This is a genomic window from Kribbella catacumbae DSM 19601, assembly GCF_000372465.1.
Lineage (GTDB): Bacteria > Actinomycetota > Actinomycetes > Propionibacteriales > Kribbellaceae > Kribbella > Kribbella catacumbae.
This window is the reverse complement of sequence record NZ_AQUZ01000014.1, coordinates 108,978-130,160: the sequence shown is the minus strand read 5'-3', so window position 1 is coordinate 130,160 and position 21,183 is coordinate 108,978. Positions and strand designations below refer to the sequence as shown.

Genomic DNA, 21,183 nt, shown 5'->3' with positions numbered 1-21,183 from the left:
ACCGGCATCTCAGGGGTTAACCCCCCAGGCAGGGCGGGCGGCCATCACTATCCAACCTCACGAGCAAACGCTTCCCCTCGGCGTGTCGAGGCGTCGGGGCCGGGTTGGGTAGTGGTGGCGGTCCGCGGCTGTCTCGGTGGTTACTGAGCTACTCGCCGAAGAGGGGGTCTGATTCGATTTTGCGGCGGAAGTAGACCGGGTCGGTGAAGGCGATCGGGGCCTTGCCGAGGCCTTTGATGGTGGTGGTCGGGCCGGTGGCGTGCGATACGGCGTACAGGTAGCCGGACTTGGTTTCCTTGTCGATGCCCAGGAGCAGGGTGCTCTGGCTGCCGCAGCCCTGGGCCAGCAGCCAGTCGAAGGACTGCCAGGTGGAGGTGCGGACGCGCTTCACGATCGGCTTCATCGGTGAACTGCTGGGGATGCGGATCGTGTAGAGGGCGCCGCCGCGGGTGTTGGCCAGGAAGGTGTCGTAGGTGAAGGTCCGGCTGATCAGCGCCATCGTCTTGACGGACGCGAAGCCGGGGTACGAGTCCCTGTTGGTCCACCAGTTGCCGCCGCGCGGGCTCCAGCGGAAGAGCACTCCGTCGGCGCGCAGGCCGTACTGGTTGGCGCGGAAGTTCGGGCCGGTGCCGGAGGGCGGCGTGTAGTAGGACGTGTCGATGAAGGTGAAGTCGTTCCAGCCCCCGCCGACCTTCACGAGTTGCGGGTTGACCGCCTGGTCACCGTTGATCTCGTAACCGCTGCCGTACAGCGAGGAGCCCATCACCACCCAGCCGGAGGCACCGGTGTCGGGGCTGAGCTCGATCGACGTACTGAGCTTGACCTGGCCGTCAGGGTAGATGTTGGAGAACGTCCGGCCGAAGGACGCGCTCACGGGCGACGTCGCGTTGATCGTGATCTCGCGATGATCGCCGCCTGCCGTGACCGCTCCGGGCCTGATCCCGCAAGTCACCGCGCTGGCTGCCACCACGCTTTGAACCGGCAGCAAGGCCGCTGTCAGCCCGAGCGCCCCCAACAAGACCGCCGTACGCCGAGCAATGCGCACCATGTCGCGCCACCTCTCCCACAGTCCCGACCGCATCCCCAGGACCGGAGCGACGACGCTCCACGCGGTTCATCAATCACGATGCAACCGCGGGCCAGAAAGTTACCGGAGCAGGTGGACGGCCTCGGCGGCCCAGTACGAGAGGATCATGTCGGCGCCGGCCCGGCGGATCGAGGTGAGCGTCTCCAGGATGGCGCGCTCGCGGTCGATCCAGCCGTTGGCGGCCGCGGCCTCGACCATCGCGTACTCACCGGAGATGTTGTACGCCGCGACCGGGACGTTCACGTGGTCGCGGACCTGGCGGATGATGTCGAGGTAGGCCAGGGCCGGCTTCACCATGACGATGTCGGCGCCTTCGGCAACGTCCAGGTCGACCTCGCGGATCGCGTCGCGCGCGTTCGACGGGTCCTGCTGGTAGGTCTTGCGGTCGCCTGTCAGCGACGAGCCGACGGCTTCCCGGAAGGGACCGAAGAAGGCCGACGCGTACTTCACCGCGTACGCGAGGATCACCGTGTCCTGGAAGCCGGCGCCATCCAGAGCCGTGCGGACCGCCCCGACCTGGCCGTCCATCATCCCGGACGGGCCGACGATGTGAGCGCCCGCGGAAGCCTGGGCAACGCCCATCTCCGCATAGATCGCCAGCGTCGCGTCGTTGTCGACGCGACCAGCGGAGTCCAGTACGCCGCAGTGCCCGTGCGAGGTGAACTCGTCCAGGCAGAGATCCGACATGACCAGCAGGTCGTCTCCGGCCTCGGACACCGCGTCCCGGATCGCCACGTTGAGAATGCCGTCCGGATCGAGAGCACCCGAGCCCTCAGGATCCTTCGACGTCGGCACCCCGAAGAGCATCACGCCGCCAAGGCCCAGCTGAGCGGCCTCGGCGACGGCCTTGCGGGCGGTGTCGCGGGTGTGCTGGTAGACGCCCGGCATCGAACTGATCGCGATCGGCTCGCGCGCGCCTTCCCGGATGAACATCGGCAGGATCAGCTGACGAGGTTCGAGCGTGGTCTCGGCGACCAGCCTGCGCATCGCCGCGGACGACCGGAGCCGCCGCGGCCTCACACCCGGGAAACCAGACATCGGAAAACCTAGCTCTTCCTGCGTGAGCCCGAGCGGCGCTCGGACGGGCGGGTGACCGGTTCACCGGCCTCTAGCATCGTGTCACGCCGCTCGGCGCCGAAGCGAGCAAGTGCGTCGGCCAATTCCTCGGCGGACGGCGACTCGGCCATCGCGTCGACCCGCAGGCCGTGCTCCTCGGCGGTCTTCAGCGTCGCCGGCCCGATCACCGCGATCACCGTCGACGCGTGCGGCTTGCCGGCGATGCCGACCAGGTTGCGCACGGTCGAGGACGAGGTGAAGACGACCGCGTCGAACTTGCCCGACTTGATCGCCTCGCGGGTCGGCGCGGGCGGCGGCGCCGCCCGGACGGTCCGGTACGCCGTGACGTCGTCGACCTCCCAGCCGAGATCGGTCAGGCCGGCCACCAGGGTCTCGGTGGCGATGTCCGCCCGCGGCAGGAAGACCCGGTTGATCGGGTCGAGCACCTCGTCGAACGGCGGCCAGTCCTCGACCAGGCCGGCGGCGGACTGCTCACCCGAGGGCAGCAGGTCCGGCCGGATGCCCCAGGCACCGATCGCCTCGGCGGTCTTCTCGCCGACCGCCGCGATCTTCAGCCCGGAGAACGCGCGCGCGTCCAGCCCGTACTCGTCGAACTTCTCCCGGACCGCCTTGACCGCGTTCACCGAGGTGAAGGCGACCCATTCGTAGCGGCCCTCGACCAGGCCACGGATGGCCTTGTCCATCTGCTGCGGGTTGCGCGGCGGCTCGACGGAGATCGTCGGTACCTCTTCCGGCATCGCGCCGTAGCGGCGCAGCCGGTCCATCAGCGGGCCGGCCTGGTCCTTGGTGCGCGGCACCAGGATCCGCCAGCCGAACAGCGGCTTGGTCTCGAACCAGCTGAGCGTCTCGCGCTGCTCGACCACCGAGCCGACCACGATCACGGCTTCGCCGACCAGCTTGGCGGCGCGCAGGTCGGCCACGATCGTGCCGAGCGTGCCGACCACGCTGGCCTGCGCGGTCGTCGTGCCACCGACGGTCGCGGCGACCGGCGTACCGGCGTCGAAGCCGGCTTCGATCAGCGCGGCGGTGGTGTCCTTGAGCACGTCCACGGCGTTCAGCAGCACCAGCGTCTGCTTCGGGTGCAGCCGGCTGAAGTCGAGCTTGGCCTCGGCCAGGTCGAGCACCGTGACCTCTCGGTCGCTCTTCATCGTCAGCGGGATCCCCGCGTACGCCGGTACGGCGCTGACCTCGCTGACCCCGGGGATCACGTTGAAGCCGATCCCGGCCTTGCGGCAGGCGGCGGCCTCCTCGGCTCCACTGGAGAAGGTGAACGGGTCGCCGGTGAGCAGGCGGACCACGTTCGCCGAGGCCTTGGCGGTCTTCACCACCAGGCGGGCGCGGGCGGCGACGCGCAGCGCCCGGCTGCCCTCGGCGCCGGATCCGTCGACGATCTCCACCCCTGGCTTGCAGTACGCCAGGAACGCGTCGTGCTCAGGACCCTCGACCACGACGGCGTCGGCGTTCGCCAGCACGTCGCGGCCGGCGATCGTCAGCAGGGCTGGGTCGCCCGGGCCGACGCCGACGAATGAGACATGGCCGAGCGGTCTGGCCTGCTTGACGGTCGTGGTGCTGGCTGCGATCTTCGCCGGCACCTTCTGGGGTGCCTTGGTGGCCGCTGTCTTCGCGCTGCTCACGTCTGCTGTCGCCTTTGCCCTTGTCCTGCTCGTCTTCGTACTCGTACTCGTACCCGTACTCGCTTGCGTCGTTCCCCGTGCCGGTGTCATGTCTGCTCCAGCAACTCGTTCGCGAGCGCCCGTCCCAGAGCCCGTGGGTCGTCTACCGGCCCGTTCGCCGACAGCCGCCGTACGCCGCCCTCCTGGCCCAGCGCTCCCCGGAGCCACAGCTCCGGCCCGTCCTCACCTTCGACCACCTCGGCCAGCGCACCGACCGGAGCCGTGCACCCTGCCTCCAACGTGGCCAGCATCTGCCGTTCGGCCGTCACCGCGGCGCGTACCGCGGGATCCTCGAGCGGCGCGAGAGCCTGGAGCACCGCGGCGTCGTCGGCGCGGCATTCGATGCCCAGAGCACCTTGTCCCGGTGCCGGCAGCACCTGGATCGGATCCAGCGTCTCGGTGACCTCCGAAAGCCGGCCCAACCTGGCCAACCCTGCCCTTGCGAGCACCACCGCGTCCAATTTGCCTTCGGCGACCATCCCGATCCGGGTGTCCACATTGCCGCGGATCCCGGTCATCTCCAGGCCCAGTCCGAGGGCTTCCAGCTGCGCCACCCGGCGCGGTGAACCCGTCCCGACCAGTGCTCCGGTCTGCAGTTCGCCGAGACTCAGGCCGTCGCGGGCGACCAGCACGTCGCGCGGGTCCTCCCGCTGCGGGATGGCACCGAGTGTCAGCCCCTCCTCGGGCGTCGTCGGCAGGTCCTTCAGCGAGTGCACGGCGATGTCGATGTCGCCGGCCAGCAACGCGTCCCGCAGCGCGCTGACGAAAACGCCGGTGCCGCCGATCTGCTCCAGCGGCGCGCGATTCTTGTCGCCGACGGTGGTGATCAGCACCAGCTCGACCTCGTGCCCGAGGGAACGGAGGGCGTCGGCGATCTGGTTCGCCTGGGCTGTCGCGAGCGCCGACCTGCGCGTTCCGAGCCTGATCATGCGGGATCACCTCCGGTTGCCTGCGATGCCTTGGGAGCGGTGACCGCGTCCACGGTGGCCGGATCGAGCGCGAACAGCGCCCGCAGCGCATCGGCGTACGTCGGACCGCCCGGATCGGCAGCCAGTTCCTTCACCCGCACGGTCGGGGTGTGCAGCACCTTGTCGACCACCCGCCGGATCGTCCGGGCCACCTCGGCGCGCTGGACGTCGTCGAGCCCGGGCAGCCTGCGCTCCAGCCGGGCCAGCTCGGCGTCGGCCAGGTCGCTGGCCATCGCCCGCAGCGCGACCACGGTCGGCGTGACGGACGCGGCGCGCCGGGTCGCCTCGAAGGCACCGGTCTCCTCGCCGACGATTCGCCGTACCTCGTCGATGTCGTGCTCGCTGCCGCCCGCGGTACCGGCCAGGTCGGCCAGGGTAACCAGCTTGACGCCCGGAATGCGGGCCGCGGCCGGATCGACATCCCTGGGCAGAGCGACATCCAGTACGCCGAACGGCCGTCCGTCCGCAGCGTCGCGGACCATCTTTTCTGTCAGTACTACGCCTCGCGCGCCGGTGCACGAGACGACCAGGTCGGCCTCGCCCAGCGCCGAGGGGACGTCGGCGAGCTTGATCGCGGTACCGCCGACCCGATCCGTCAGCGCGACGGCACGGTCGTAGTTGCGGTTGGCGATCGTCACGCTGGCGGCGCCGCCGTTCAGCAGGGTCTGGGCGGCCAGCGATGCCATCGAGCCGGCTCCGACGACGAGTGCGCGGCGGCCCTCGAAGCCGCCGACCGCTTCGAGCCCGGCAGAGACGACCGAGCGACCGGCCGAGTCGATGCCGGTCTCGGCGCGGGCCCGCTTGCCGACCCGCAAAGCGTGCTGGAACAGGGCATTCAGGCCGGTACCGATCGTCTCCAGGTCCTGGCCGACGCGCAGCGACTCCTTCACCTGGCCGACGATCTGGCTCTCGCCGACGATCATCGAGTCGAGCCCGACGGCGACCTGGAACAGGTGCGCTACGGCGCCTTCCTCGAAGTGCACGTAGAGGTGCTCGGCCAGGTCGAGCAGCGGTACGCCGGTGATGTCGGACAGGATCGCGGTGACCTCGTCCATGCCGGCGTGGAAGCGATCGACGTTGGCGTAGACCTCGGTGCGGTTGCAGGTGGCCAGCACGGCCGACTCGGAGACCGCGGGAGTGAGCTGGACCGTGAGCGCGAGCTTGGTCGCCGCCTCCGGATCGAGCGCGACCCGCTCCAGCACAGTGATGTCAGCAGACCGGTGTGAGATACCGACGACCAAATAGCTCATGCGCCCACACCTCCACCCACGCTGGGCAGGTCGGGGACGACGCCGTTCATCGCTGGCAGTTCGGGCACCTCGGGGAGCGCCGCCTCTCCGGACTTTCGTTGTTCGTGGTACGCCAGGATCTGCAACTCGATCGAGAGGTCCACCTTGCGGATGTCGACACCGTCGGGCACGGACAGCACTACCGGTGCGAAGTTGAGGATGCTCGTCACCCCGGCTGATACAAGCCGGTCGCAGACCTCCTGGGCCGGCCCGGCGGGCGTGGTGATGACGCCGATCGAGACCCGGTCCGCGGCGACGATCTCCTCGAGCTCGGCGAAGTCGCGGACGACCATGTCGCCGATCCGCTCGCCGACCAGCGTCGGGTCGGCGTCCAGCAGGGCGACGATCCGGAAGCCGCGGGTGCCGAAGCCGGAGTAGTTGGCCAGCGCGTGCCCCAGGTTTCCGATCCCGACGATGACGACGGCCCAGTCCTGGGTGACGCCGATCTCGCGGGCGATCTGGTAGCGCAGGTACTCCACGTCGTAGCCGACGCCGCGGGTGCCGTAGGAGCCCAGATACGACAGGTCCTTGCGGAGCTTGGCCGAGTTGACGCCGGCCGCGGTCGCGAGATCCTCGCTCGACGCGGTGGCGATGCCACTGTCCGACAAGGCGGTCAGCGCCCGCAGATACACCGGCAAGCGCGCGACAGTGGCCTCGGGAATGCCGCGTTCGGTTCTCGTCGGCGCGCCGGGGCGACGGCTGCGGGCAGGCGTCACAATTCTCCTGGAAAGGTGGTTCGCGAGTCACCGCCTCACGGCTGGCGACTACCCCACTCTAGGAGCTTGTGAACGTGAGAACAAAATCGAGAAGCTTGTCCGTGACGGATGGCACTAAGTTGTCAAGGCCTTCCTGAGCCTGACCGGGTCCACCCGCCAGAAGTCGTGCTGGCGGCCGTCCACGAAGGTGACCGGGATCTGTTCGCCGTACTCCTTGAAGAGCTGCTCGTCCTGGGTGATGTCGATCTCGTTCCAGCCGACCCCGAGCTCGGCGCAGACCTGCGCCACGATCACCCGGGCGTCGTCGCAGAGATGACAGCCCGGTTTGCCGTAGAGAGTGACCCTGTCGCTCACTTGTCCGCCTCACGCAGCCGGCCCTTGGCGACCTTGCCGGTGACCGAGTGCGGCAGGTGGTCCACCACCTCGATCTCGACCGGGCACTTGAACCGCGCCAGCCGCGTCTCGGCGTACTCGCGAACCTCGGCCGGATCAGGCGCCGACCCCGTCTGCGGTACGACGAACGCCTTCACCGCCTCGCCGGTCTCCTCGGACGGTACGCCGATCACTGCCGCCTCCCGCACCCCCGGAGCCTGGACGAGGACCTCCTCGACCTCGCTCGGGAACACGTTGAACCCGGACACGATGATCAGCTCGCGGAGCCGGTCGACCAGGAACAGGTCGCCATCGGCATCGAGGAAGCCGACATCGCCGGTGCGGTACCAGCCCTCGTCGTCCGGGCCGTCCACGCCGTCCGGCCAGTAGCCGGAGAACAGGTTGCGGCCGCGGATCAGGATCTCGCCCGGGTCGTCGCCCTCGACGTCCTCACCCAGCTCGTCGGCGATCCGCAGCTCCACGCCTGGCAGCGCCCGGCCGACGGAGCCCGGCTTCGGATCGTGCTCGCCGAGCGTGGTGGTGACGCCGGGCGAGGCCTCGGTCAGCCCGTAGCCCTGGTGCACGAACAGTCCGCTGGCCTGCTCGAACCGGTCCGCGAGCGCGCGATCCAGGGTCGACGCGCCGGTGAGTACGACCTTGACCGTCTGCAGCGCTTCCTTAAGGTCCGGCCGGGCGATGAACGCGGTCAGCGCCGGCGGTGCGAGCGGCAGCCGCGTTACGCCGTACTGGCGGACCAGGTCGATCGTGCCGGTGGAGTCGAACCGCCGGTCGATGACGAGCGCCGCGCCGGTCGCGACGGCCCAGCCGAGGACCGCGTTCAGGCCGAAGGCGTGGAACATCGGCAGGACGGCGAGCACGACGTCGTCCGGGCCCATCCGGTCCTCGCCGAGGTCGGCCAGGTTCCGCACATTGGCGCCGAGGGCCCGGTGGGTCAGCATCGCCGCGCGCGGATCGCCGCTCGTACCGGACGTGTAGAGCAGGACGGCGAGTGCCTCAGGGTCGGTCTGTGGCGTAAGCGGAGCGTCACCGGTGAGCTCGCCGGGCCAGACCACTCTGATCCCCTCGACCCGGTCCGCGAGGTCCCCGTCGGCGACCGCGAGGCGGGCTCCGGAGTGCGCGATCACGGTACCGATCTCGGGCTTGGTGAGGCCGGTGTTCAGCGGTACGGCGACCAGCCCGGCGCGAAGACATCCCAGGTAGGAGGTGACGAACTCGACGCTGTTCGCCATCAGCAGCACCACCCGGTACCCCGGCACCAGACCCGCCGCCGAGTACCCGCGGGCAGCCGCGTCAACGGCCGCGTCGAGCTGGCTCCAGGTCAGCCGCCGGTCCCCGTCGACCAGCGCCGGACGTTCGCCGTGACGTTGCGCTGTGTCACGAAGAACATCCGCGAAGTTGAAGTTCACCAGGCGAGTCTGTCACGACACCGCTAGGGTCATCCTGTGACTCGACCAACGACGCGTGATCTGCGCGCCCGGTCGGTGCTGGCCGGTGAGGCCAGTGCGGCCGCAGCCGAGCTCGAGGCGGCGCTGCAGACACCGCCGGTGACCCACGCCGCCGCGTTCTTCGACGTGGACAACACGCAGCAGCACCTGGACGCCGGTGAGCGGGTCTGGCTGGTGACCGCCGCGCCGGTCGAGGTGGCCAGGTTGCTGGCCCGCCGGCTCGGTCTGACCGGTGCACTGGGAACGATTGCAGAATCGCGTGACGGCGTCTATACAGGTCACTTGGTGGGCGATATTCTGCATGGCCCGGCGAAGGCGGAGGCAGTCCGCGCACTGGCTGCGCACGAGGGGCTTGACCTGGCCCTTTGTGCGGCCTACTCGGATTCGGTCAACGATCTGCCGATGCTCGGGTTGGTGGGCAATCCCTGCGCGATCAACCCCGATGCCAGGCTGCGCCGGCACGCCGAAGTGGCCGGCTGGCGGGTCCGTGATTATCGGACCGGAAGGAAGGCGGCACGCCGCGCGCTGTTGACAGCGGGTGCTTCAGGCGTAACGCTCGGTGCTGTCTCAGCCGCTGTGGCTATCCGCGGCAGTATCAGACGCAGACGTGTCAGTTGAACGGGGAGAGAACTTGACGACGCCGGAGCCAAGCCCGGACGGGATGAGACGCGCAGAGCTCGTCGATCGCGCCCAGGCAGGGGACGTCGGTGCGTTCGGCGAGCTGTACGACGAGTACTCGCTGACCGTGTATCGCTACATCTACGCGCGAGTGTCGTCGTCGGCGCTCGCGGAGGACCTGACCAGTGAGACGTTCGTCCGGGCGCTGCGCGCGCTGGACTCGTTCCGCTGGCAGGGCCGGGATTTCGGCGCCTGGCTGGTGACGATCGCCCGGAACCTGATCACCGACCACTACAAGTCGGGCCGGGTCCGGCTCGAGGTGGTCACCGACGAGATCGAGACGCACGACCGGCAGACCGAGGGCCCGGAGGTGGACGTGCTGGCCGCGGCCACCGCCGAAGTACTCCGGGACGCCGTGGCCGCGCTGCCGGAAGAGCAGCGCGACTGCCTGACGATGCGATTCTTCGCCGGTCTGTCGATCGCGGAGACGGCCAAGGCGCTGGAGAAATCAGAGGGCGCCGTCAAGCAACTGCAACTGAGGGCCGTCCGGCACTTGGCGAAGGTTATCCCCAAGGACTTGAGATGAGGCGGATGACAACGAATGTCTTTCGTAACCCGTCAGGGAGTTTCCTCGTTTGCCTGTGTGAGGACCTTTCGGTGACCCCGATCGGCCATTGAGGAGAACGAGAACTCATGAGTGACCTACACAGGGCTCGAGCGCGCGCGGAGACCTTCGCGCACGCCGTCGATCACGGGCCCCGTCACTCTTCGCGACTGAGCGATGACCCTGAGCTGATGGACGCTGTGGAGCTGGTCGGACGGCTGAGGACCGCCGGCGCAGTGACACCGCGACCGGAGTTCAATGCCGAGCTGAGGCACCGCCTCCTCGAGCAGGCCGCGGCACGCGCCGCGACCACGACTCCGACCGTGGTACCCAGTGTTCCGGACAGTTCGGACGAGCCGCCTCCGCGCGAGGACGACGACGCGTCCGTGACAGATATCCGCCATCGTCACGGCCGGCGTATCCGGCTGGTGGCCAGTACCGCCGCGCTGGTCCTGCTCGGAGGTGGCATCGGTTCTGCCGCCGCCGCTCAGCAGGCGATGCCCGGCGACGCGCTCTACGGGATGAAGCGCGGCATCGAGAACGTCTCGACCAACGTCAGCGTCGGGGACGGTTCCCGGGGCCGGCGCGAGCTCGACCATGCCAAGACCCGGCTGTCCGAGATCCGCGCGCTGGTGAACAACGGTGGCGACGTGGCCACCATCAACAGCACGCTGGCCGATTTCTCCGACCAGACCCGCAAGGGTGTCACCAGGCTCGTCGCGTCGTACCAGCAAGACGGCGACCCGGCCTCGATCACGGCAGTCGCCGCGTTCCTCACCAGCGCCCGCCAGGCCATTGGTGAGCTCGCCCCGAAGCTGCCGCCCGAATCGCTCAAGGCCGCAGTCGAGGCCCTGTCGACGATCGAGGAGATGGCTCAGCAGGCCGCTGCAGCCTGCCCGAAGTGCGAGAAGCCCAAACCGGCCAAGAACGCGGGCCCGCCACCGGCGATCAACCCCGGCACCGAGCCCACCACGCCGATCAAGGCGGAGACGGCCCCGACCAAGAAGCCGACGAAGGCCCCATCGACCAAGCCGAGCACGGTGGTCGAGACGCCGCCCCAGACGGTGGACACCACCATCGTCCAGGAGCCGAACCCCTCCAAGCCGACCGACCTGAAGACGCCACCCCCGCCATCGTCGAGCAAGCCGACCACGACACCGGCGGGACCAGCCGTCCCGACTCTGCCAACCCCCGGCACCCCGAGCTGGCCCTGGCCATTCCCGAGCTTGAGCCTGCCGCTGCCGACGATCAACCTCCCAGGCGTGATCCAAACGCTCCTCCCACCCTGGAAGTAAGCACCCCATTGCGAAGGGCCCGGCCTCCCTCACGGGAGCCCGGGCCCTTTTCGCGATCCCCTTACCCCGCACTTTGAGCACCCGCCAGCCACGAACCCGGCCGGACCCCGCCCAACCGGTGCCCAAGGTCGCGCCCTTCCTCCACCTTGTGCACCGGCTAGGCGTTCTACTGTCGGGTAGGTGCCTTCCCCGTGCACAGAGTGGATGGGGTTGGGCCAGCATCGGCGCCTCGCGCCGCGCGCGGTACCGGCATGCGGTCCACCTACCTCGCCCGGTACGTCGTGCCGACGCGGCCCGCCGCGTACGTCGTATCGGCACGTGCTCGCCGATCTCACCCCGGTACGGCGTACCGGCACGCGCCCCACCAACCCATCCCGCATGCGGTGCGCGGCCCGCCTGCCGGCGATCTGGCGGGCGCCGGGCACGTTGTCTTACCCCCGCGTACGGCGTACCGGCACGTGCTCGCCGATCTCACCCGGGTACGGCGTACCGGCACGCGCCCCGCTGCCCGCGCCCGTGCGGCGGCCCGCTGCCCGCCCCCCAATCCACTTTGGGCACCGGCTAGGCGTTCTACTGTCGGGTAGGTGCCTTCTCGGTGCTCAAGGTCGCCTTGCGGCGAACGGCCGAGGGAGATTGGCGCCGGCGCGCGGTGGGGTGGGGTCAGAAGAAGACGCTGCGGCGTTGCATGAGGAGGGTGTAGAGGGTTTGCTGGATGGTTTCGCGGACCTGGTCGGTGACGTTGAAGACCAGCATCGGGTCGTCCGCGGCGCCTTCGGGGAAGTCGTCGGTGCGGATCGGTTCGCCGAACTCGATCAGCCACTTCGACGGGAGCGGGATCAGCCCGAGCGGGCCGAGCAGCGGGAAGAACGGAGTGACCGGGATGTACGGCACGCCGACCAGCCGGGCGAGTGACGCCATGTTGCCGACGAGTGGGTAGATCTCCTCGGCGCCGACGATCGAGCACGGCACGATCGGTACGCCGGTCCGCATGGCCGCGCTGACGAATCCGCCCCGGCCGAACCGCTGCAGCTTGTACCGCTCGCTGAACGGCTTGCCGAGTCCCTTGAACCCTTCCGGCCAGACGCCGACCAGGTTGCCCTGGCGGAGCAGGCGTTCGGCGTCGTCGTTGCTGGCCAGGGTCGCGCCACCCTTGCGGGCCAGTTCGCCGACGAAGGGCGTCTTGAACACCAGGTCTGCCGCGAGTGTGCGCAGCGGCCGGTTCGTGTGGTCCGCGATGATCAGCTGGGTGATCAGCCCGTCGAGCGGCATCGTGCCGGAGTGGTTCGCGACGATCAGCGCGCTGCCGGTGTCGGGGATGTTCTCGACGCCGCGGACCTCGACCCGGAACCACTTCTCCGCGAGCGGCCGCAGCAGCGACAACAGCACCTGATCCGTGAGGTCGGAGTCATAGCCGAACTCGTCGACCTCATACTCCCCCGTCAGCCGGCGACGCAGGAACGCCAGAAACTCAGCAACCTTCTGCTCCCCGTCGGCACCGAGCGTCTCCCGCACAATCTTCTCGAACGCCGCAAAGTCCCGCCCCGAGGCAGTTTCACCAACCTCAACACCACTAGGCCCTCCGGCGTCGGGGACACTACTCAGCCCACCGAGGTCCGGGGCGAGCTGGCTCGGGGCGCCGCCTGTCGGTGACTCGGCCGAGCCGTCGCCAGACCGGGGAGCCTGCGCCGACTTGCCTCCACGGGTCTTCCCCGCCGGAGCCTCGCTGGCCCTGCCCTTGCCGCGGCTCTTCGCCTTGCCTGCGCCGGCCTCTGCGTCGTCCGCCCGTGGGGCGGCACCGTTCTTGGCGGCGCGGGCTTGGGTCGCGCGGGCTCGCTCTGCCCTGTTCTTGGCTGCTTCCGGCCCGGCGAGGGCGCGTGCGGCGGCCGATGGCGTCGTACGGCGTCCGCTGCCGCGGCCCGGGCGTCCACCCGAACCGATCGGGATGACGTCGGCGTCAGCCACGCAATGCCCCCAGTCCCGCGCCGAGCAGACGCGACGCCTGCGTGACGGCGCCAGTCCCGAGCCGCGCCCGGAAGTCGTCGAAGGCGCTAGCAGTCGTGTACGCCGGTTCGAATGCGAATTCGGTCCGCATCCGGGTGGTGTCCACCGCGCGGCCGTAGGTTAGGAAGGTGATCTGGTCCGGCGAGAAGTCAGCCAACCGCGCCCGGCGGACGACTGCCGCAGTACTGGACGCGGTGAAGGACGGCAGCCGGAAAGCGGGCCGGCCGAGCCGGCGGATCGCCTGGGAAAGGGAGAGAACTCCGTCGCCGGCCAGGTTGAAGGTGCCGGGGAGGTCGTTCATCGTCGCGTGGTGGATCGCCTCGACGCCGTCGTCCTCGTGCAGGAACTGCAGCCGGGCATCGAAGCCGAAAACGGTCGGCACCACCGGCATCGCGAAGTACCGGGTGATCGGGGAGTCGGTCTGCGGGCCAATCCAGTTGGCCATCCGCAGGGTGCTGACGCAGACATCGGGCCGGCGGCGGGCGAACCCACGCACGTACCCCTCGACCTCGACCGCGTCCTTGCTCAAACCGGTCTGATGGATCGCCCGGGGCGCCATCTCCTCGGTGAACATGGCGGGGTCGCGCGGACCCGCGCCGTACACGGTGGTCGACGACTTGACCACCAGCTTGCGGACGCCGGGCGCCTTCTGGCACGCGGCGAGCAGTTGCATGGTGCCGATGACGTTGATTTCCTTCATCGACGAGCGGCCACCGGCGCTGCCAGGGGTCGCCACGACGCCCGTGTGGACGACAGTGTCGACGTCCTCACCGGCGATGACCTTCGCGATGACCGGGTTACGAATGTCCGCCCGGACGAACCGGACCCGGCCCAGCTCGGCCCGTGGCGGCACCACGTCGATGCCGATCACGGTCTCTATTCCGGGATCGGCGGCCAGGCGGCGGGCACAACGAGCACCGGCGTCCCGGGAGACGCCGGTAACCATCACTACCTGTGCCACGAGTACCCCCAGCCAGACAGCAACTCCAACGACGTCGCCCTAATGTGCAGGGCGACGGGAACTGCTTACTTGCCGAGCTTGCGGCGCTGCACCCGCGTCTTCTTCAGCAGCTTGCGGTGCTTCTTCTTCGCCATACGCTTACGGCGCTTCTTGATAACGGAACCCACAGTGGACCTTCCAAACTTAAAGAGAGCGTCGGCAAAGCCTACCTGTAGGTCACCTTCCTGACCTAAGTGAGGGCTAACGCCCGCCTGGATAGGGTGGTGATCCGTCCACTGGGGAGGCTCGGATGACCGCTCGCTACAACGGATTGGCCGACTGGTACTACGCCCGTTTCGTGACCGGCGCACCTCGCCACCAGCCCGGTCTGCTGGGCTGCTCGGGCCTGGTTCGGGCCCGCGCCTCGACCTCGGCTGCGGTACCGGCCGCAACTTCGACACCATCCGCGACTCCGGCCGCATGCGGCAACTCACTTTGCCCGACCTGCTCAATGCTTTCCTGCGTCCGGAGTTGACTCTCGAACACGTCGAGGAGCCGGGTGACATGCCGGTTCCGCACGCACTCGCCGTCAAGACTCGGAGGAACTGACATGGTCCAGCTCGTGCCCTGGTCGGCGGACGACTTCTGGTTGCTGGAGCGTTGCAACAGCTCGGAGATGACCGCGTACCTCGGTGGTCCGGAGAGCGCGGAGAAGCTCGCGAGCCGGCATGACCGGTACGTCGCCAACGCGTTCCCCGGCCGGATGTATGTGATCGTCACGGATGAGGGCGAGGTGGCCGGGTCGATCGGCTATTGGGAGCATGAGGAAGCTGACGAGACGGTCTGGGAGACCGGCTGGGCGATCCTGCCGGAGCAGCAGGGCAAGGGGCTCGCGACGGCCGCGATCGCCGAGGTGGCGAAGGTGGTCGCGGGTGAAGGTGGCCATCGGAGTCTGCACGCTTACCCGGGTGTCGACAATGCGGCCTCCAACGCGCTGTGCCGCAAAGCCGGGTTTACCTTCCAAGCCGAGAGAGACTTCGAGTATCCGAAAGGACACTGGATGCGCTGCAACGACTGGGCGCTGAAGCTGTAGCAGGTCGCGGCGGCTTATCGTGCTGCTACGGGGGCCGAGGAGGTGTCAGTGCAGAGCGATCCGTCGCCGCGAGAGCCGATCGATCCAGATGTCGACCTGCGCCACCCGACCACCAGAGTCGAGACCAGTGCAGCGGCGAGTGGGCGTGGTGGAGCAGTCGTTCTGCTTGCGATCGCGGGCGGCGGGGCAGTGGGCGCTTCCGCGCGGTACCTGATCGGTCTCGGCTGGCCGGCCCCGGCAGGATCGTTGCCCTGGGCCACGATGGTGATCAACCTCGTGGGCTGTGCGCTGATCGGCGTGCTGATGGTGCTCGTGTCGGAGGTCTGGGTCGGGCAGCGGTTGCTGCGGCCGTTCCTGGGGACCGGGGTTCTGGGCGGCTTCACCACCTTCTCGACGTACGCCGTCGACCTCCAGCAACTGATCGCCGACCGGCACCCGATCACCGCGGTGACCTACCTGCTGGCGACCGTGATCGGCGCGATCGCCGCCGTCTGGGCCGCCACCCACGCAACCCGCGCACTAGTCCGCCGACGCCGCAACCGTAGGGATCGCCGATGAAGCTTCTTCTGGTGATCGCGGGCGCTGCCGTCGGTGCTCCCCTGCGTTATCTGACCGATCGCGCCGTCCAAGCCCGCCACGACAGCGCGTTCCCCTGGGGCACCTTCATCGTCAACGTCGTCGGCTCGGCGATCCTTGGCTTTGTCACCGGTGCGACCATGGCCGGCGATGCCCCGCATTGGGTCCAGTTGCTCGTCGGTACCGGCTTCTGCGGCGCCCTCACCACCTACTCGACCTTCTCCTACGAAACCCTGCGCCTGTACGAACAGAACGCCAAGCTCCCCGCCCTGGCCAACGTGATCGCCAGCGTCCTGGCCGCCCTCGGCGCAGCCATTCTCGGCGTTGCCGTCAGCCAGTCGATCTGGAGCTGATCAGCTGTTGTGCAGCCTGACGGGCATCAGGATGTAGCGGAAGTTCGTCAGCGGATCCTCCTCCAGGTCGGTGGCTCCCGTCAGCTCGGCGGGTTTGGTCGGCAGCGTGAACGCAAGTTGCGCCACCGGCGTCCCGATCGCATTCAGCCCATCCAGCAGGTACGTCGGATTGAACCCCACCGTGACGGCCTCACCCGTCAACTGACTCTCGATCGTCTCGGAGGCCTGAGCCTCATCGCCACTCCCCGCATCGAGAGTCGCGCCGTCGTCAGTGAAGGTGATCCGGACGGGCGCGTTGCGCTCAGCGACCAGGGCGACCCGTTTGACCGCCTCGACCAGCGTGGCAGTGCCGACCCGAACCCGAGTCTGGATCGCCGCCCCCTCGGGCATCAGGTTGCGCACCTTGGGGAAACTCCCGTCCAGCATCCTGGTCGTCGTCCACCTCTCGCCCCCAGACACCTCTCCCGCGAACCCAGCCAGGCCGTCACCGCCGGCCGCGTCCTGGTCGAGGGACAGCGTGATGGTCGAGCCGGTCATCGCCTTGGCTGTGTCGGAGAGGACGCGGGCGGGGATCAGCGTGGTGGCGGACACCTCCGGCTCGTCCGGCTCCCACTCCAGCTCGCGCACCGCAAGCCTGTACCGATCGGTGGCGAGCAGTGTGATGGTCGATCCTTCGATCTCCATCCGCACTCCGGTGAACACCGGCATCGTGTCGTCGCGACTGGCCGAGCCGGCCACTTGCGAGACCGCCTGGGCGAACACGTCGCTGCGGATCGTGCCGCTTCCCGGTGGCTGGGCGGGCAGCTCCGGATAGTCGTCCACCGGAAGCGTCTGCAGCGTGAACCGCGCCCCGCCGCACACCAGCAAGACCTTCGCCCCGTCGACGGTGAAGTCGATCGCCTGGTGCGGCAGGCTTTTCACGATGTCGGCCACCAGCCTGCCGGACACCAGACAGCGCCCGGCGTCGGCCACCTGGGCGGGCAAGGTCACCCGATGCGACGTCTCGTAGTCGAACCCGGACAGCGTCAGCTGCCCCTCCGACGCTTCCATCAGCAACCCCGCGAGAATCGGCACGCTCGGCCGGCTGGGCAGACTCTTCCCCACCCAGGCCACCGACTCCACCAGCAGATCCCGCTCCACCCGTACCTTCATGCCAACCGCCTCCCAGCGCCTCACTGCCTCGCGCGCAACTACAGCTACTCAAGCACCCGCCACCGACAGTTTTGCGTGGGGTGAAACAGCAGAGACCTTCAGGTAGCCTGAAGGTATGAACAGCTTCTCGTCGCAGCAGATGATGCCCCGCTAGCCGGGGTGTAGCGACGGACGTTCGATCGATCCGAGGCCCCGAGTCGGGGCCTCGTTCGCGTTCACCGGGCGGCGTTCCGGCTCTCCTACTTTCCACAGGAGTTCCGATGACGCGTTCCTACCTGACCACCACCATTCCGTTCGTCAATGCCCGGCCACACCTGGGGTTCGCCCTCGAGCTGGTCCAGGCCGACGTGCTCGCCCGGCATCGCCGCCATCGTGGCGAAGAGGTCCGCTTCCTCACCGGTACGGACGAGAACTCCCTCAAGAACGTCCTCGCGGCCGAGGCGGAGGGCATCGCAGTACAAGAGCTGGTCGATCGCAACGCAAGAGCCTTCGAGGACCTCAAAGAGCCACTCGACCTGTCGTTCGACGACTTCATCCGGACCAGCAGCGACCCTCGGCACCGAGCCGGCGTCGAGCGGCTCTGGCAACGCTGCGCCGACGCGGGCGACCTCTACCTCAAGCACTACGAGGGCCTGTACTGCATCGGCTGCGAACAATTCTACCAACCGGAAGACCTCGCCGACGGCCGCTGTCCCGACCACGGCACCGAACCACAACTGGTCGCCGAGGAGAACTGGTTCTTCCGCCTCTCCCGGTACGCCGAACCGCTGCGCGAGCTGATCACGAGCGGCAAGCTCCGGATCGAGCCGGCCACCCGGCGCAACGAAGTACTGGGCCTGATCGACAGCGGGCTGCACGACTTCTCCGTCTCGCGCTCGCAGCGGCGGGCTCGCGGCTGGGGCATCCCTGTGCCCGGGGATCCCGACCAGGTCGTCTACGTCTGGTGGGATGCCCTGGGCAACTATGTCTCCAGCCTCGGCTATGGCACCGACAGCGAGGACCTGGAGCATTGGTGGCAGCACTCCGATCAGCGGATTCACCTGCTGGGCAAGGGAGTTGTCCGCTTCCACGCCGTCTACTGGCCTGCGACGCTGCTCTCGGCCGGCCTGGCGTTGCCGACCGAGATCCTGGTCCACGACTACCTCACCGTCGACGGCCGCAAGATCAGCAAGTCCGCCGGTACGACGATCGACCCGGCCGAGCTCGTCGACGAGGTCGGCACGGACGCCGTCCGCTGGTGGCTGCTCCGCGACGTACCGCGGATCGGCGACGCGGACTTCACCCGGGAGCGCCTGATCGCCCGCAGCAACACCGACCTCGCGGGCGGCCTCGGCAACCTCGTCAACCGCATCGTCTCACTGATCCACCGGTACTGCGACGGCCGCGTCCCGGCTGCTCCCACACCCGACGGCGCCGAAGAACTCCTGTACGCCGTCACTAACGCGCCCGGCCGGATCGGCGCAGCGCTGGCGAACTACGACTTCCGCCCGGCCGCCACCGCGCTCTGGCACATCGTCGAAGCCGCCAACCGCTACATCGAGACCACCGCACCCTGGAAGCTCGCCAAAGCTCAGGACCCTTTGCTGCAAGGAGTTTTGGCCACCCTTCACCAGGCCTGCCTTCAACTCGCCAGCGAACTGGAGCCCTTCCTCCCCAGCGCCGCCGCTCGCATCACCATCCAGTGCACTCCGGTCGACGGCACACTCCCAGCCGCCAGCCCACTGTTCCCCAGACTCACCTGATGGCAGGGAGCGATTTCCCCATTCGGGCAAGGGGCGACAGCCAGAGCGAGAGCGGCGACAGACACATCGCCAGAGCCGCAAGGAGATAAGCCGGACGTACGCCGAGGTGCGCGGCCAGGGCACCACCGAGAAGGGATCCGAGCGGCATCAGCCCCAGGCCGAGGAAGTTCATGGTGGCCGCCACTCTGCCTTGCAGGGGTGGCGGCGTGATCGCCTGGCGGATGGCCAGGGTGGCGATGTCGACCGACTGGCTGAAGGCGCCGAAGAGGAAGTTGATCACCATCAGAATTCCGACGGTGATCAGGCCGGAGCCCTCCAGGCCGAGGACGCCGAACAGGACGCCTTCAGCAGTCGCCGCTGCCCAGACCACCACCCGCCCGTACCCGAAACGTCTGGGCAACCAGCTCGACAGCAGGGAACCGGCCAACGTACCCGGGCCCAGCGCCGCCAGGACCAGACCAACCTCTGCACCGGAAAGGTCCAGCGATCGGGTCAGTAGGAGCAGATAGATCGTCATCAACGCGGCGAAGGAGAACTGGTAGATGCAGGAGGCGATCGCGACGGCGCGCAGCGAAACGTCGCCGGCCACCAACCGCAGACCGGCGCGGATCTGACGCAGCAGACCGGTCTCAGTTTCGGCCTGCGCCGGCACGAGATCCGGCCGCTGAATGCGCTGGATCGAGAACGCCGACAGTACGAAGCAGAACGTACTCACGATCACCGCGATCGGTGCCGAAAGCAACGACACGATGCCGCCGCCGAGCGCCGGCCCGCTGATCTGCGCCGCCGACCTGCTGCCCTCCAGCAGACTGTTGCCCTGGGTCAGCTGATCGCGCGCCACCAGTCGCGGCAACGAGGCTTGATAGGCGACGTCGAAGCAGACAGTCAACACGCCGACCACGAAGGAAACGACGTACAGCAAGGGGATTCCGAGTGAGTCGAGCAGATAGGCGATCGGTATCAGTGCGAGCACGCCGGCTCTGCCGAGGTCGGCGAGCACCATCACGGTCCGTGCTCGCCAGCGGTCGACCAGGACGCCGACGAGCAACGAGAACAACAGCACCGGTACCTGCTGAACGGCACGGAGAGCGCCTAGCTGGACAGCTCCGGCGCCGAGTGCGGTCACGGCGAGCAGCGGCAGGGTGAGCTGACTGGCCTGCGCACCGAGTTGGGAAGCGGTCTGGCCGATCCAGAACCGGACGAAGTCGCGGTCGGCCCAGAGGGTGGGTGACATGGGGATACCTTCGAGAAGCCCCGCCTGGGCAGGGAAAAGGGATCACGGTGCCACCAGAACTGGGCAGCACGCGGTGACGGACTGCGTCAGCGCGCGCTCGAACGACCGGGCATTCTCCTACTCCTCCAACTGTCGGCTCCCCGCAGGCTAATCGCCTGCTCTGACCTGGACAACCGGATAATCTGAGGGCTGGAGCGGTGCGGGCCTACTGAAGGCGAGGAGGCCTTCACCAGGCTTGTCGTCTACATCGTCCACACCGGCCTGGCTGCTGCGCAGGCACTGGCGCCGACGCGCGATCCGATCGACCTGCCCACTCCCGATCCGCAGCTCGACCTGATCCTCCCGACCGATCGCGATCAGGCCTTCCAATGGTTCGATCGCGAGCAGAACAACCACTTCGCCGTACTACGGGCAGCGGCCGGCCGCTACGACAAGAGGCTGTGGCAGCTAGCCTGGACACTCGCCGACTACCACGACAACAGCGGGCGGTGGACCTCCTGGTTGGAGAGCCGGACGCTGGCTCTTCAGGCCGCCATCCGGCTGGGCGCTCGCGAGTGGCAGGCGCACTCCAGGCGGAATCTCGCGAGGGCGCACCTACGGTTGCGGCGCTTGGACGAGGCCGTCCGGCAGCACGAGCTGGCACTCGGCCTGGCCGAGGAGCTGGGCGACGACGGCAGCCTCGCCCACTGTCACCCCGGTATCGCCCGAGTTCTCAGCCGCCAACGACTCCACCGCCGGGCGATCGACCACACCGCGAAGGCCCCGGCCATCTATGAACGGATCGGCCACCGCTCCGGCGCCGCGAACGCACTGAACGACATCGGCTGGTACCACGCGATCCTGGCGGAGTACGACCAGACGCTGGAGTCGTGCGGCCGGGCGCTGCGGATGTTCCGGGAGCTCGGCGAACTGGAAGGCGAGGCCGAC

The 21,183-nt window shown here is 68.5% G+C and carries 22 protein-coding genes; 7 read left to right on the top strand and 15 right to left on the bottom strand.

The features are described 5' to 3' along the window. Window positions 1-148: 148 nt before the first annotated feature. The 8 genes from A3ES_RS0116950 to A3ES_RS0116915 form a co-directional block, all read right to left on the bottom strand. A complete protein-coding gene (locus tag A3ES_RS0116950) occupies window positions 149-1,048 on the bottom strand; it encodes a hypothetical protein (RefSeq protein ID WP_020388034.1) in 900 nt (299 codons plus the stop codon). A 99-nt stretch (window positions 1,049-1,147) separates the two neighbouring features. Beyond that, window positions 1,148-2,125, bottom strand: coding sequence for a porphobilinogen synthase (hemB, locus tag A3ES_RS0116945; RefSeq protein WP_026162941.1), 978 nt, complete (start codon window positions 2,123-2,125; stop codon window positions 1,148-1,150). A gap of 8 nt (window positions 2,126-2,133) precedes the next feature. Then, a complete protein-coding gene (locus tag A3ES_RS0116940) occupies window positions 2,134-3,888 on the bottom strand; it encodes a bifunctional uroporphyrinogen-III C-methyltransferase/uroporphyrinogen-III synthase (RefSeq protein ID WP_026162940.1) in 1,755 nt (584 codons plus the stop codon). Beyond that, on the bottom strand, window positions 3,885-4,766 hold the full coding sequence (gene hemC / locus A3ES_RS47440; RefSeq protein ID WP_020388031.1) for a hydroxymethylbilane synthase: 882 nt from the start codon (window positions 4,764-4,766) through the stop codon (window positions 3,885-3,887). Before hemC ends, A3ES_RS0116940 begins: the two co-directional genes overlap by 4 nt. Continuing rightward, window positions 4,763-6,055, bottom strand: a complete 1,293-nt coding sequence (locus A3ES_RS0116930; protein ID WP_020388030.1) for a glutamyl-tRNA reductase — start codon at window positions 6,053-6,055, stop codon at window positions 4,763-4,765. Before A3ES_RS0116930 ends, hemC begins: the two co-directional genes overlap by 4 nt. Then, a complete protein-coding gene (locus A3ES_RS0116925) occupies window positions 6,052-6,810 on the bottom strand; it encodes a redox-sensing transcriptional repressor Rex (RefSeq protein ID WP_020388029.1) in 759 nt (252 codons plus the stop codon). The genes A3ES_RS0116930 and A3ES_RS0116925 overlap by 4 nt, the downstream gene beginning before the upstream one ends. 114 nt (window positions 6,811-6,924) lie before the next feature. Continuing rightward, window positions 6,925-7,164, bottom strand: coding sequence for a glutaredoxin family protein (locus tag A3ES_RS0116920; protein WP_020388028.1), 240 nt, complete (start codon window positions 7,162-7,164; stop codon window positions 6,925-6,927). Continuing rightward, window positions 7,161-8,609 (bottom strand): class I adenylate-forming enzyme family protein, encoded by a 1,449-nt coding sequence (locus tag A3ES_RS0116915; protein ID WP_020388027.1) that lies wholly within the window; start codon window positions 8,607-8,609, stop codon window positions 7,161-7,163. Before A3ES_RS0116915 ends, A3ES_RS0116920 begins: the two co-directional genes overlap by 4 nt. 36 nt (window positions 8,610-8,645) lie before the next feature. Here A3ES_RS0116915 and A3ES_RS0116910 point away from each other — a divergent pair, with 36 nt between their 5' ends. The 3 genes from A3ES_RS0116910 to A3ES_RS0116900 all read left to right on the top strand — a co-directional run bounded on the left by A3ES_RS0116910 (window position 8,646) and on the right by A3ES_RS0116900 (window position 11,165). Then, window positions 8,646-9,266 (top strand): HAD family hydrolase, encoded by a 621-nt coding sequence (locus A3ES_RS0116910; RefSeq protein WP_026162939.1) that lies wholly within the window; start codon window positions 8,646-8,648, stop codon window positions 9,264-9,266. Window positions 9,267-9,309: 43 nt separating this feature from the next. After that, a complete protein-coding gene (locus A3ES_RS0116905; RefSeq protein ID WP_020388025.1) occupies window positions 9,310-9,852 on the top strand; it encodes a sigma-70 family RNA polymerase sigma factor in 543 nt (180 codons plus the stop codon). Window positions 9,853-10,061: 209 nt separating this feature from the next. Then, window positions 10,062-11,165: a DUF5667 domain-containing protein gene (locus tag A3ES_RS0116900; protein ID WP_020388024.1), complete on the top strand. Its 1,104-nt coding sequence runs from the start codon at window positions 10,062-10,064 to the stop codon at window positions 11,163-11,165. A 660-nt stretch (window positions 11,166-11,825) separates the two neighbouring features. Here A3ES_RS0116900 and A3ES_RS52630 read toward each other — a convergent pair. The 4 genes from A3ES_RS52630 to A3ES_RS0116880 form a co-directional block, all read right to left on the bottom strand. Then, a complete protein-coding gene (locus A3ES_RS52630) occupies window positions 11,826-13,127 on the bottom strand; it encodes a lysophospholipid acyltransferase family protein (RefSeq protein ID WP_020388023.1) in 1,302 nt (433 codons plus the stop codon). Then, complete coding sequence (locus A3ES_RS47435) at window positions 13,120-14,127, bottom strand: NAD-dependent epimerase/dehydratase family protein (protein WP_237744978.1); 1,008 nt, start codon at window positions 14,125-14,127, stop codon at window positions 13,120-13,122. The genes A3ES_RS52630 and A3ES_RS47435 overlap by 8 nt, the downstream gene beginning before the upstream one ends. Before the next feature lie 65 nt (window positions 14,128-14,192). Continuing rightward, on the bottom strand, window positions 14,193-14,294 hold the full coding sequence (locus tag A3ES_RS52625) for a 30S ribosomal protein bS22 (protein WP_008356322.1): 102 nt from the start codon (window positions 14,292-14,294) through the stop codon (window positions 14,193-14,195). A gap of 157 nt (window positions 14,295-14,451) precedes the next feature. Next, the gene (locus A3ES_RS0116880; protein WP_020388021.1) at window positions 14,452-14,718 is read right to left on the bottom strand and encodes a hypothetical protein; all 267 of its coding nucleotides are present in this window, start codon (window positions 14,716-14,718) and stop codon (window positions 14,452-14,454) included. Here A3ES_RS0116880 and A3ES_RS0116875 point away from each other — a divergent pair. Genes A3ES_RS0116875 through crcB (A3ES_RS0116865) form a run of 3 tightly spaced genes read left to right on the top strand, consistent with a single transcriptional unit; the run spans window position 14,717 to window position 16,128 of the window. Beyond that, window positions 14,717-15,199: a GNAT family N-acetyltransferase gene (locus A3ES_RS0116875; protein ID WP_020388020.1), complete on the top strand. Its 483-nt coding sequence runs from the start codon at window positions 14,717-14,719 to the stop codon at window positions 15,197-15,199. The two genes, A3ES_RS0116880 and A3ES_RS0116875, sit on opposite strands and share 2 nt — an antisense overlap. A 48-nt stretch (window positions 15,200-15,247) precedes the next feature. Beyond that, complete coding sequence (gene crcB, locus A3ES_RS0116870) at window positions 15,248-15,757, top strand: fluoride efflux transporter CrcB (protein WP_020388019.1); 510 nt, start codon at window positions 15,248-15,250, stop codon at window positions 15,755-15,757. After that, window positions 15,754-16,128, top strand: coding sequence for a fluoride efflux transporter CrcB (gene crcB / locus A3ES_RS0116865; protein WP_020388018.1), 375 nt, complete (start codon window positions 15,754-15,756; stop codon window positions 16,126-16,128). The genes crcB (A3ES_RS0116870) and crcB (A3ES_RS0116865) overlap by 4 nt, the downstream gene beginning before the upstream one ends. Here crcB (A3ES_RS0116865) and dnaN read toward each other — a convergent pair whose 3' ends face one another. Continuing rightward, window positions 16,129-17,280, bottom strand: coding sequence for a DNA polymerase III subunit beta (gene dnaN / locus A3ES_RS0116860; protein ID WP_020388017.1), 1,152 nt, complete (start codon window positions 17,278-17,280; stop codon window positions 16,129-16,131). A gap of 260 nt (window positions 17,281-17,540) precedes the next feature. On the opposite strand from dnaN, the gene metG reads away from it, so the two are divergent. After that, on the top strand, window positions 17,541-19,022 hold the full coding sequence (metG, locus tag A3ES_RS0116855; protein ID WP_020388016.1) for a methionine--tRNA ligase: 1,482 nt from the start codon (window positions 17,541-17,543) through the stop codon (window positions 19,020-19,022). Here metG and A3ES_RS0116850 read toward each other — a convergent pair. After that, a complete protein-coding gene (locus A3ES_RS0116850; RefSeq protein WP_020388015.1) occupies window positions 19,015-20,256 on the bottom strand; it encodes an MFS transporter in 1,242 nt (413 codons plus the stop codon). The genes metG and A3ES_RS0116850 overlap by 8 nt on opposite strands. Before the next feature lie 147 nt (window positions 20,257-20,403). Next, a complete protein-coding gene (locus tag A3ES_RS0116845) occupies window positions 20,404-20,652 on the bottom strand; it encodes a hypothetical protein (protein ID WP_020388014.1) in 249 nt (82 codons plus the stop codon). Window positions 20,653-21,183 lie beyond the last annotated feature (531 nt).

What these genes read in the sequence shown, in the direction of transcription:
- A3ES_RS0116850 (WP_020388015.1), bottom strand. Translation starts at nt 20,256, where the DNA reads ATGTCACCCACCCTCTGGGCCGACCGCGACTTCGTCCGGTTCTGGATC.
- A3ES_RS0116930 (WP_020388030.1), bottom strand. Translation starts at nt 6,055, where the DNA reads ATGAGCTATTTGGTCGTCGGTATCTCACACCGGTCTGCTGACATCACT.
- crcB (WP_020388018.1), top strand. Translation starts at nt 15,754, where the DNA reads ATGAAGCTTCTTCTGGTGATCGCGGGCGCTGCCGTCGGTGCTCCCCTG.
- A3ES_RS0116940 (WP_026162940.1), bottom strand. Translation starts at nt 3,888, where the DNA reads ATGACACCGGCACGGGGAACGACGCAAGCGAGTACGGGTACGAGTACG.
- dnaN (WP_020388017.1), bottom strand. Translation starts at nt 17,280, where the DNA reads ATGAAGGTACGGGTGGAGCGGGATCTGCTGGTGGAGTCGGTGGCCTGG.
- A3ES_RS0116875 (WP_020388020.1), top strand. Translation starts at nt 14,717, where the DNA reads ATGGTCCAGCTCGTGCCCTGGTCGGCGGACGACTTCTGGTTGCTGGAG.
- hemB (WP_026162941.1), bottom strand. Translation starts at nt 2,125, where the DNA reads ATGTCTGGTTTCCCGGGTGTGAGGCCGCGGCGGCTCCGGTCGTCCGCG.
- A3ES_RS0116880 (WP_020388021.1), bottom strand. Translation starts at nt 14,718, where the DNA reads ATGTCAGTTCCTCCGAGTCTTGACGGCGAGTGCGTGCGGAACCGGCAT.
- A3ES_RS0116900 (WP_020388024.1), top strand. Translation starts at nt 10,062, where the DNA reads ATGGACGCTGTGGAGCTGGTCGGACGGCTGAGGACCGCCGGCGCAGTG.
- A3ES_RS0116905 (WP_020388025.1), top strand. Translation starts at nt 9,310, where the DNA reads ATGAGACGCGCAGAGCTCGTCGATCGCGCCCAGGCAGGGGACGTCGGT.
- hemC (WP_020388031.1), bottom strand. Translation starts at nt 4,766, where the DNA reads ATGATCAGGCTCGGAACGCGCAGGTCGGCGCTCGCGACAGCCCAGGCG.
- A3ES_RS0116950 (WP_020388034.1), bottom strand. Translation starts at nt 1,048, where the DNA reads ATGGTGCGCATTGCTCGGCGTACGGCGGTCTTGTTGGGGGCGCTCGGG.
- metG (WP_020388016.1), top strand. Translation starts at nt 17,541, where the DNA reads ATGACGCGTTCCTACCTGACCACCACCATTCCGTTCGTCAATGCCCGG.